Origin of the sequence: Antrihabitans spumae (assembly GCF_043944905.1) — a bacterium.
Classification (GTDB): Bacteria; Actinomycetota; Actinomycetes; order Mycobacteriales; family Mycobacteriaceae; genus Antrihabitans; species Antrihabitans spumae.
This window is the reverse complement of the sequence record NZ_JBIMSN010000026.1, coordinates 188,383-198,124: the sequence shown is the minus strand read 5'-3', so window position 1 is coordinate 198,124 and position 9,742 is coordinate 188,383. Positions and strand designations below refer to the sequence as shown.

The following is a 9,742-nucleotide window of genomic DNA, read 5'->3' as shown; positions in this document are numbered from 1 at the left end:
CCAGCTCATAGCACCTTTCTTCATGTACGACACCAACTCCGAAGGAATTACCGTGAAAGCGGCAGGCTAGTTCGGCAGTTCCGGCCGGACCAGCCTCCGACGACCCCAGCCGTACACGTCCGACCACTCTCGACGACCCACTCGCGACAACGCGCACCGATTCGCCCGCCGACCGAAGTCGCCGATCGACCGGCAATCCGACGACACCCGGACCTGCACGCGACAGCGATCGCAATGGCGTGCCGCTCGCAGCCGCACCGATCGCAGGATTGCCGAGCTCGGCAGGCGGACCGGACACCAGAAGCAGCACGCCGAGCGGCGTTCCCGCTGGCCGCCACGGTATGCCGGGTATGGGCGGCATGGCGCCGGGCGCAGCGAGAGGGAAGGGCGACGACGACGAGCACAAGATTCCGTCGTATCTGATCGATGTCGACAACGGCAACAAGTTGATCGGCAAGATCGAAAAAGTGTCTCCGCCTGTGCTCGGCGCATGATCGTCGCGGATGGTTGGCAGCTCAGCGCACTGGAGTTCTCGGTCGCTCTGCATGCTTTGGGACGAGACCGGATGCCGTATCCGTTCACCTTTCGCGCGCCGGGCAGCAGCGCCGAGGAGGTCCTCGCCCTGCGATTGGATGCAGGAAAACAGCTCGCGGTCCAGGCAGACGGCCTGTTTCGCACCACACTGACACTGCTGCTCGAACCACAGATCCGCGTCGAGGTCCACGGCTTTACCGGCCCCGAACTGCGTACACCGATCAGGATCCACGCGGGCATCAGCGGTCGGACCGCTGTGCTTGCGGTTCAGCGCCCGAATTCACAAACGGCTAGCGGCGAGGTGACCATTCGCCGGTGCAGCGTAGACACCATCGCCCAGCGCGTCGTCGCCGAGTTGCCGACCGCTGCGGCAGGCGACCGCAGGGCCTTCACCGCGGAAAGATCGGCACGAGCAGCAGCCGAGGAGAGCTACGTGCGACCGGCGGACGAGGTTCCTCGGAGCGAACAGATCGACCGGTTCTTCCGCAGACCGCGCACGTGCGTCGGCGAAATCGGTGTCTTCGACGGTGTCGCCGTCGATGCCAGGGCAACCTCAGGCCGAACAGTGCATTGGTTCGATTTCGTCGGCGACGGTCGGTATGTGGTCAAGGGTGACAAGACCAAACGTGTGGTTCCTGTTTCGGCAGAAACGTTCGCTGCCGAAATCGACACGCTCGTCCACCCGCGTGTCGCATCGGACGCTGTACTGGGACGACGCGCCGAAGTGAAATGAATCACTCCGAAATACTACGTTCGGTGTCCGGGGCGCGTTATGTTGTCCCGGCATACCATCCGGGCGGAACCAGTGCCCGGGTGTATATGCCGGTCACGCAGCAGGTTTCGGCCCATGCAGCGGTCGGCTGCAGCGGTTGATCCATCGCTGAGCATTGACCTGGCAAATGATCGCTTCAAGCATGGGTGAGGAGCTGTTCCCACGTGGTGACAGATACCGGAACGCCTGGTCGGCTACGTCGACTGACGAAGGCAGCAATCCACGCAGACTCGGCGATCATGCAGGCCGACGGTCTTGCGACAACCGCGACCCAGATTCTCGACGACATCGCCGATATCGTCGATCGTCTCGACGTCACCCCCGACCGTCTCGACCAGCTGATCGTCGATTGCCGTCGTGAGGTTGCCGGTATCGGCAACACGCGGCGCGAAGTCCACGCTGTCGTCGAGTCGGTGCAGCGGATGGTCGACCTCGTCGAGTGGATGTTGACGCCGGCGTTCGTTGCGCGCGAGCAACTCGACCGCGCGGTCGGCGTGCTCACCGAGTTCCGCCACTCGCTCCGCATGAAGCTCATCGGTTCGCCGCTGCCACCAGCGCCGCAGGTCGAACTCGCAGAGGTCCACCTCCTCGCAGGCTGACCGGTTCCACCCGACTTCCACAAACAACCCACAAACAACAATGGCGGCGCCCGATGGGCGCCGCCATTGCTTGTTTCGAACGCCTACGTCGAGTGAGCAGGCTTGAACTGCCCACTCCGGTCGGCCTCTTCGGCCCGAATCACATGCACAACAGCGTTGATGAGCGCCAGGTGTGTGAAGGCCTGCGGGAAGTTGCCGAGGTGATGGCCTGTTTTGGTGTCGATCTCTTCCGCGTAGAGCTTGAGCGGACTCGCGTAACCGAGCAATCGCTCGCAGAGTCGTCTCGCTCGGTCGAGTTCGCCGATCTCGACCAATGCGGATACCAGCCAGAACGAGCAGATCGTGAAGGTGCCCTCTTCGCCGGACAGTCCGTCGTCTGTCGTCTCGACTCGGTAGCGCAGGACGAGTCCGTCTTCGGTCAGTTCGTCGGCGATAGCGATAACCGTCGCTCTGACACGTTTGTCGGTCGCGGGGAGGAATCGAAGCAACGGTACGAGCAGCAACGATGCGTCGAGGGATTCGCTGCCGTAGGACTGGGTGAAGACTCCGCGGGAGTCGACGCCGTTTTCGAGGATGTCGGCTTTGATCTCCTCGGCCAGGTCCGCCCATTGCTCGGCGTACTTCTTCTCACCGTGGAGCACGGCCAACTTGGCGCCACGATCCAGTGCTACCCAGCACATGACCTTCGATGACGTGAAGTGCTGCGGTTCACCGCGGACCTCCCAGATGCCGCGGTCGGGTTCGCGCCAATGTTTGACAGCTTCTTCGACCTGACGCTTCAGCAATGGCCACAGGGTTTCCGGCACCTGTTCCTTCGACCGCACGTGCAGGTACACCGAGTCGAGCATGGTGCCCCAGATGTCGTGCTGTTCCTGGTCGAAGGCACCGTTCCCTATTCGGACGGGCTTTGCGCCGTCGTATCCGGACAGATGACCTAGCTCCTCTTCGTGGAGCGTCCGTTCGCCGCCGACGCCGTACATCACCTGCAGCGGGTTGAGGTCGCCGTTGCTGCCCTGGCTGACGTCGGAGATGAAGGAGAAGAAGTCGTTGGCCTCCCGGTCGAGTCCGAGGGTGTAGAGACCCCAGAGAGCGAAGGTCGAATCGCGGACCCACGCGTATCTGTAGTCCCAGTTACGTTCGCCGCCCGGGGTTTCGGGCAACGACGTCGTCGAAGCGGCGAGCAGGGCGCCGGTCGGAGCGTAGGTGAGGCCCTTGAGGGTGAGAGCGCTGCGTTGCAGGTAACCGCGCCACGGGTGATCGGGGAACCGGCCGATGGTGATCCACTGTCGCCAACACTCGGCCGTCTGCCACATCTTCTTTTCTGCTTCCGCGAAAGACTGCGGCGCAGGCAGGTCGGACCACGACAATGCGACGTAGACGTTGTCGCCTTCCACCATGCGTGTGCGTGCGCGGGCTTCGCGGCCTTCCAACCCGATGCGAAGATCCGTCGTCAGACGCAACGTCGGGTGATCGCCTTCCGCGCTCACTTCGCAGGTTGCAGTCGCTTCTTCGTAGACCTTGCCGGTGTACTCCCAGTTGGCGGGCAGTCGGTGGTAGTCGAAAGCAGGCTCGCAGCTCATCTCGAGTTCGACGACACCGCTCACGCACTTCACCGTGCGAAGCAGGATGTGTTCGGCATCCCAGTCCATCGGTGTGCGCTTGTGTGTCTTCGATCGCTCGTCGGTGTTGTGCCACGGTCCGAGGACGAGCGCATCACGAACGATCAGCCAGCCGGTCTCGGTCTGCCACGTCGTCTCGACGATCAGACCGCCGGGCAGATACCGGCGGGCCGCAGGCACGTTCTGCCCGTACGGCCCGATCCGGAAATGTCCTGCGCTGCGGTCGAGCACGGCACCGAAGACGCTGGGGGAGTCCGGGCGAGGCACGCACATCCACTCGACAGCGCCGTTGCGCGCGATCAAGCAGGTGACTTCGCAGTCGGACAGGAACGCGTAGTCGTCGATCGGCGGAAATGTGCTGCGGTGCGGCGGAATGAGGGCAAGTGCCTTGCCTTCGGATTCCAGGCCGCTGGCCGCAGCACCGTTGCTACCTACGGAAAGGGACAAATCACCCGGATGAGCCAGGGATTCGGTCTCGGAGGGCTCGTCTGTTGGCGCCATTCGCACATCATCGCCGACGGATGTCCGTCGCCTGGCGCGAAACGCGTTTACACGTCGTTAAAAGTCGGTGCGGTCGGTGCCGGGTGCGGTGAACGATAGGCTGACGGCGTGGATCGTATTGCTGGTTGGTGGGACGAATTCGAACTGTGGATTGCGGGGTTGCCCTTCATCCCGCAGTTCATCTTGGTGATGGTGTTGACTGTTCCGCTGGCCTTGGCAATCGCAACCGGACTGGATCGTGGGCTCGACGCTCTGCTCCGTGTCCTCGGCCGTGGCTCGGATCAGTGATGCCGCGCTCACGTGTGACTCTGGCCCTGATGGCCCTTTTGCTTCTGGTGATAGTCGCCTGGCTGTTGACGCGATAGCTCAGTTGTCGTCGTTACGATCCCGATTGACGCGCCAGTCGGCTAGCTTGCTCGAGATGTTCGACACGACGTCGTTGATACCGTCGCCGACCGTCTGAGCTGCTGTGCCGAAATCGCGACCGACGTCGCGGACCGTGCGGATCAGCGGGTCTTCCGACTGATCGAACGACTCCTTGTAGCTGCGCGCCGCACCACGAATCTCGTCGCCGATCGAGGCTGACTTGTCGTCGGCTCGCAGTGGGTAGTCGCCCTCGAGAATGCGGCGGTATTCGCCGCTCTTCACCCACTTCCGCAATTCAGCTGCCCGCAACACCGAGAACGGGTGGGTCTGCAGCTCGAGATTGAGGAGTTTGAGGACGCCGTCGCGCAGATCGCCGGACGCCTCGTATTCGGCGGCCTGTTCCAGGAATGCGACTGTGTTCATCGATGCGAGCCGTGGTCCGCCCGCAAGTTTCATCTGGACACGGATAGCAGCGTCGGGATCCTGGCTGCAGAGCAGACCGGCGCGGTCGCCTGACAGCTCGGACTTGCGACTCCACTCCATCAGCGCTGCCACGATGGCGCGTAAAGCCCAGCCGCCCACCGGCATCCACCCGATACTGCCTGCGAGGCGCATCAGGTGAAGCAGGACGGTCCGGTAGACGGCATGCCCCGAAAGGGCATGGCCCAGTTCGTGACCGACGACGAACCGAAGCTCCTCGTAGTCCATCAGGTCGATCATCCCGGTCGTGAGCACGACGAACGGCGTGTCCATCCCGATGGTGAACGCATTCGGCTGCGGGTCTTGCAGTACGAAAAATTCCGGTGTCGTGCTCGCGTCCAGTATCGAGACACAGTCTTCACGCATGTCGTGGATGCTTCTGAATTGCCGAGCATCGACTCGAACCGACGTCGCCAGATACATCAGGCGATGCTGACGCTCCCTGAACAACCCGGACAGGGTTTTGAGGACGGTGTCGAAACCCGAAAGCGACCTCAGCGTCACCAATGCGGTCCGATCCGCGGGATGCTCCCACGCGCGCGAGCTGATTCCCGGCAACCGCGTCCGCGTCCGATCAGGACTCTCAGCCATGTTTCCCCCGTCGTTGTGACCCCCGACATACCCCGGCATGCACCGAATCCCAGCCTAGCTCGTCGATTCGAGGCGTCGACCGTGCTCTGCTAAAGTCTGCCGCGTGTCTGCTGACGTCGTAGGTAAGGTCCGCCATCGTTTGGCGTTGATCGCTATCGGCATGCTTGCAGTCGCTGACGTCGACTGTCGCTGACCCTTTCCGGTCCGCAAGCGCTCGGCGATTCGCTTCCCGCGTCTCCTCTGACTTTCGCCGAGTTTTGCGTGCGCGCAGGTCATGTAAACCCTGCCCGTGCCCGTTCCGGCGCACTGTCCGCAATTCCAGTCCTTATGAATCAGCTCAAACGAATTCGGCTCCAACGAATCGGCTATGAAAGGCTCAATTTCCATGAGACGCAGTTCTCGTTACTTCGCTACGGCTTTGGCAACGATCGGTGCGGTCGCCCTCACTGCGTGCAGCGGCGGTTCCAGTGACACGGTCGGCGGAGATACCGTTTCGGGCGACGGCAGCGGTGGCACCATCAACCTCTTCGCCTACGCGGTGCCGAAGGTCGGCTTCGACAAGGTCATCCCGGCCTTCAACGCCACCGATGCAGGCAAGAACGTGACGTTCCAGCAGTCCTACGGTGCGTCCGGGGACCAGTCCCGCAAGGTGAAGGACGGCGCCGAGGCGGACGTCGTGAACTTCTCGGTCGAACCCGACGTCACCAGGCTCGTCGACGCGGGGCTCGTCGAGGCGAATTGGAACGAAGACGCCAACAAGGGTGTTCCGTTCGGATCGGTTGTGACGATCGTCGTTCGCAAGGGCAACCCGAAGAACATCAAGACGTGGGACGACCTGCTGCAGCCCGGCCTCGAGGTTGTCACCCCGAACCCGTTCAGCTCGGGCTCGGCCAAGTGGAACCTGCTCGCCCCCTACGCGGACAAGAGCGAAGGTGGCAAGAACCCGCAGGCAGGCCTTGATTACCTGTCCAAGCTGGTCGGCGAGCACGTCAAGGTGCAGCCGAAGTCGGGTCGTGAAGCTACCGAGACGTTCCTGCAGGGAACGGGCGACGTGCTGCTCAGCTACGAGAACGAAGCACTCTTCGCCGAGCGCAACGGCGATCCCGTCGAGCACGTGACGCCGGCAACGACCTTCAAGATCGAGAACCCGGTCGCCGTCATCAAGACCAGCAAGAACCTCGAAAAAGCCAAGGCGTTCAAGGACTTCCTCTACACCAAGGAAGGCCAGCAGGCGTGGGCACAGGCAGGTTTCCGCCCGGTCGATCCGGCCGTCGCGGAAGAATTCGCCGCTGACTTCCCAGCCCCGGAGAAGCTCTGGACGATCGCCGATCTCGGTGGTTGGAAGACGGTCGACAGCGAACTCTTCGCCAAGGACACCGGTTCGATCGCTGTGATCTACGACGCGGCGACGAAATAGCAGCCGGTCAGCACTGGAACGGCTGTGACAAACATCGATCAGACGGTGACGGAGTCCGGCGCTAACGCGCCGGGCTCCGGCCCCGCCGTCATCAAATCTCCCGGTGCACCCGGCGGCGGGCGCCCGCGGCGCGCTTTGTTCAAGGTGACCGGCACCGTCGGACCCCTCGGCATCGCGGTCGCGATGCTGTGGCTCAGCATCATCGTCCTGCTGCCGCTCGCCGCGTTGACGGTGACGTCGTTCGAAGAGGGCATCGGCGGATTCTGGGACGCAGTCACCGCTCCCGTCGCGCTTGCTGCGCTGCGGGTCACGATCGGTGTTTCGATCGTCGTGGCTCTGATCAACGTCGTGATGGGCACACTCATCGCTTGGGTGCTGGTGCGCGACGAGTTCCCGGGTAAGCGAATTGTCAACGCGCTCATCGATTTACCGTTCGCCCTTCCGACGATCGTTGCGAGCATCGTGCTGCTGTCGCTCTACGGTCCGGAAAGTCCGATCGATATTCACCTCAACGCGACCAAGCCCGGTCTTGTCGTCGCATTGACCTTCGTCACGCTGCCGTTCGTCGTTCGGTCCGTCCAGCCCGTGCTGATCGAAGCCGACCGGGAGGTCGAAGAGGCGGCCGCGTCGCTCGGCGCCGACAACTGGACGACCTTCCGCAAGGTGCTGTTGCCCACCTTGGCGCCGGCCATCATCAGTGGTGCCGGTCTGGCGTTTGCGCGCGCTATCGGCGAGTACGGATCGGTTGTCCTCATCGGTGGCAATATCCCGCGACTGACCCAGGTGACCTCGCAACACATTCAGCAGCAGATCGAAATCGACCGACCGTTGAACGCGGCTGCGGAATCCGTCGCGTTGCTCGCGGTCGCATTCGTCACCCTGTTGCTGCTACGGGTGTTCGCCGAGCGCAGCCTACGAAAAGAGCAGGCGGCACCGTGAACATCTCCACGAAATCTCGCATCACGATGCGCGTCATCGCGCTCGGATACCTGTTCGTCCTGCTGCTGTTGCCGATCGGCCTGATCCTGTTTCGGACGTTCGAGCGCGGCATCGGTGCGTTCATCGACTCGATCAGTACCCCTGCCGCAATTTCCGCGTTCAACCTGTCCTTGCTGATCGTGGCGATCGTCGTTCCCATCAACGTCGTCTTCGGGATTGTGACGGCGTTGGCGCTCGTCCGCGGTCGATTCCCAGGGCGAGGGATCGTCCAGGGGATCGTCGACCTGCCGTTCGCAGTGTCGCCCATCGTCGTCGGCGTATCGCTGATCCTGCTGTGGGGTGCGAACGGTTGGTTCGGTGGCATCGAGAGCCTTGGCTTCAAGGTGATCTTCGGCCTGCCAGGAATGGTGATCGCGACGATCTTCGTCACCCTGCCGTTCGTCGTACGAGAGGTCGAGCCGGTCCTGCACGAGATCGGCGACGATCAGGAGCAGGCAGCGGCAACGCTCGGTGCCAATACCTGGCAGACCTTCTGGCGTATCACCCTGCCCGCCATTCGGTGGGGCCTGACGTACGGCGTCGTGCTGACCGTCGCACGCTCGCTGGGTGAGTTCGGCGCTGTCATCATGGTGTCGTCGGGCTTTCCCGGTGTCTCGCAAACGTTGACGTTGCTCGTGCACTCGCGCTACATCGACGACCACAACACCTTCGGTGCCTACTCGGCGGCGACGTTGCTGATGGGAATCGCGTTGGTAGTGCTGTTGGCGATGACCGCCCTGGACCGCAAGAGGAGTACCAAATGATCACCGTGACCGGTGCGAACAAGCACTACGGGAGCTTTGCGGCACTCGACGACGTGACGTTGGATATCCCGTCCGGCTCGCTGACCGCGCTGCTCGGACCATCCGGTTCCGGGAAGTCGACGCTGTTGCGGTCGATCGCCGGTCTCGAGTCGCTCGACAGCGGTGTCGTGATCATCGCAGACAAGGACGTCACTCGGGTCCCGCCGCAGAAGCGCGACATCGGCTTCGTCTTCCAGCACTACGCGGCGTTCAAGCACATGACTGTGCGCGACAACGTGGCGTTCGGTCTCAAGATTCGCAAGCGCCCGAAGAACGAGGTCAACAAGCGGGTCGACGAACTGCTGAAGATCGTCGGCCTGGCCGGATTTCAGCACCGCTACCCAGCGCAGCTTTCGGGCGGACAGCGGCAGCGCATGGCGCTGGCCCGTGCGCTCGCCGTCGATCCGCAAGTCCTGCTGCTCGACGAGCCGTTCGGTGCGCTCGACGCGAAAGTCCGAGCCGACCTGAGGACGTGGCTGCGCCGATTGCACGAGGAAGTGCACGTCACCACGGTGCTTGTTACACACGATCAGCAGGAGGCGCTCGACGTCGCCGACCGGATCGCTGTGCTGAACAAAGGGCGGATCGAGCAGGTCGGCACACCGGAGGACCTCTACGACCGTCCCGCCAACGAGTTCGTGATGTCGTTCCTCGGCGAGGTCGCGAAGCTCAACGGGCACCTGGTTCGTCCGCACGATATTCGTCTCGGCCGGGATCCGAGCATGGCACTCGTCGAGCACGAAGGTACGCAACATTCGGCAGGTGTCACCCGTGCGACCGTAGAGCGAGTCGTCTATCTGGGATTCGAAGTCCGAGTCGAGCTGCGCAACGAAGCGACGGGCGATCTGTTCTCCGCACAGGTGACGCGCGGCGACAGCGAGGCCTTGGGTCTGCGGGACGGCGAGACGGTCTACGCGCGGGCGACTCGCATTCCGAAGTTGCCCGAGCGGGTAGCCGACACCGCCGACGATTCGGCTTCCGACGAAACGTTGTCGCTGTCGAAGTGACAACTCCTGCATAGGTGGACAATCGGGCCTGCAGTCGAATTACTCGACCACAGGCCCGATTTCGCAGGTCAGCTC

At 62.9% G+C, this 9,742-nt stretch carries 11 protein-coding genes; 9 read left to right on the top strand and 2 right to left on the bottom strand.

Annotated elements, in window-relative coordinates:
• Positions 1-239: 239 nt before the first annotated feature.
• From ACHIRB_RS07385 to ACHIRB_RS07375, 3 genes are all read left to right on the top strand, one after another.
• Positions 240-494, top strand: coding sequence for a hypothetical protein (locus tag ACHIRB_RS07385; protein ID WP_395123651.1), 255 nt, complete (start codon positions 240-242; stop codon positions 492-494).
• Positions 491-1,267, top strand: a complete 777-nt coding sequence (locus ACHIRB_RS07380; RefSeq protein WP_395115449.1) for an ESX secretion-associated protein EspG — start codon at positions 491-493, stop codon at positions 1,265-1,267. Before ACHIRB_RS07385 ends, ACHIRB_RS07380 begins: the two co-directional genes overlap by 4 nt.
• A gap of 203 nt (positions 1,268-1,470) precedes the next feature.
• A complete protein-coding gene (locus tag ACHIRB_RS07375) occupies positions 1,471-1,905 on the top strand; it encodes a hypothetical protein (protein ID WP_395115448.1) in 435 nt (144 codons plus the stop codon).
• 83 nt (positions 1,906-1,988) lie between these two features.
• Here ACHIRB_RS07375 and ACHIRB_RS07370 read toward each other — a convergent pair whose 3' ends face one another.
• A complete protein-coding gene (locus ACHIRB_RS07370; RefSeq protein WP_395123652.1) occupies positions 1,989-4,025 on the bottom strand; it encodes a glycoside hydrolase family 15 protein in 2,037 nt (678 codons plus the stop codon).
• Between the two features lie 108 nt (positions 4,026-4,133).
• Here ACHIRB_RS07370 and ACHIRB_RS07365 point away from each other — a divergent pair, with 108 nt between their 5' ends.
• A complete protein-coding gene (locus ACHIRB_RS07365; RefSeq protein ID WP_199707723.1) occupies positions 4,134-4,313 on the top strand; it encodes a hypothetical protein in 180 nt (59 codons plus the stop codon).
• Between the two features lie 78 nt (positions 4,314-4,391).
• On the opposite strand, the gene ACHIRB_RS07360 is transcribed toward ACHIRB_RS07365, so the two are convergent.
• Positions 4,392-5,462 carry a M48 family metallopeptidase gene (locus tag ACHIRB_RS07360; protein WP_395123653.1) on the bottom strand — a complete coding sequence of 357 codons (1,071 nt, stop codon included), beginning with the start codon at positions 5,460-5,462 and terminating at the stop codon, positions 4,392-4,394.
• A 103-nt stretch (positions 5,463-5,565) separates the two neighbouring features.
• On the opposite strand from ACHIRB_RS07360, the gene ACHIRB_RS07355 reads away from it, so the two are divergent.
• From ACHIRB_RS07355 to ACHIRB_RS07335, 5 genes are all read left to right on the top strand, one after another.
• Positions 5,566-5,655: an Ms4533A family Cys-rich leader peptide gene (locus tag ACHIRB_RS07355; RefSeq protein ID WP_372433229.1), complete on the top strand. Its 90-nt coding sequence runs from the start codon at positions 5,566-5,568 to the stop codon at positions 5,653-5,655.
• Between the two features lie 192 nt (positions 5,656-5,847).
• Entirely contained in the window at positions 5,848-6,879 is a 1,032-nt protein-coding gene (locus tag ACHIRB_RS07350; RefSeq protein WP_395115445.1) for a sulfate ABC transporter substrate-binding protein, read from the top strand.
• 33 nt (positions 6,880-6,912) lie between these two features.
• Positions 6,913-7,818 (top strand): sulfate ABC transporter permease subunit CysT, encoded by a 906-nt coding sequence (gene cysT, locus ACHIRB_RS07345; RefSeq protein ID WP_395115469.1) that lies wholly within the window; start codon positions 6,913-6,915, stop codon positions 7,816-7,818.
• A complete protein-coding gene (cysW, locus tag ACHIRB_RS07340) occupies positions 7,815-8,621 on the top strand; it encodes a sulfate ABC transporter permease subunit CysW (RefSeq protein ID WP_395115444.1) in 807 nt (268 codons plus the stop codon). The genes cysT and cysW overlap by 4 nt, the downstream gene beginning before the upstream one ends.
• Entirely contained in the window at positions 8,618-9,667 is a 1,050-nt protein-coding gene (locus tag ACHIRB_RS07335) for a sulfate/molybdate ABC transporter ATP-binding protein (protein WP_395115443.1), read from the top strand. The genes cysW and ACHIRB_RS07335 overlap by 4 nt, the downstream gene beginning before the upstream one ends.
• The last annotated feature ends 75 nt before the right edge of the window (positions 9,668-9,742 follow it).

What these genes read in the sequence shown, in the direction of transcription:
- ACHIRB_RS07360 (WP_395123653.1), bottom strand. Translation starts at nt 5,462, where the DNA reads ATGGCTGAGAGTCCTGATCGGACGCGGACGCGGTTGCCGGGAATCAGC.
- ACHIRB_RS07350 (WP_395115445.1), top strand. Translation starts at nt 5,848, where the DNA reads ATGAGACGCAGTTCTCGTTACTTCGCTACGGCTTTGGCAACGATCGGT.
- ACHIRB_RS07335 (WP_395115443.1), top strand. Translation starts at nt 8,618, where the DNA reads ATGATCACCGTGACCGGTGCGAACAAGCACTACGGGAGCTTTGCGGCA.
- ACHIRB_RS07380 (WP_395115449.1), top strand. Translation starts at nt 491, where the DNA reads ATGATCGTCGCGGATGGTTGGCAGCTCAGCGCACTGGAGTTCTCGGTC.
- ACHIRB_RS07370 (WP_395123652.1), bottom strand. Translation starts at nt 4,025, where the DNA reads ATGGCGCCAACAGACGAGCCCTCCGAGACCGAATCCCTGGCTCATCCG.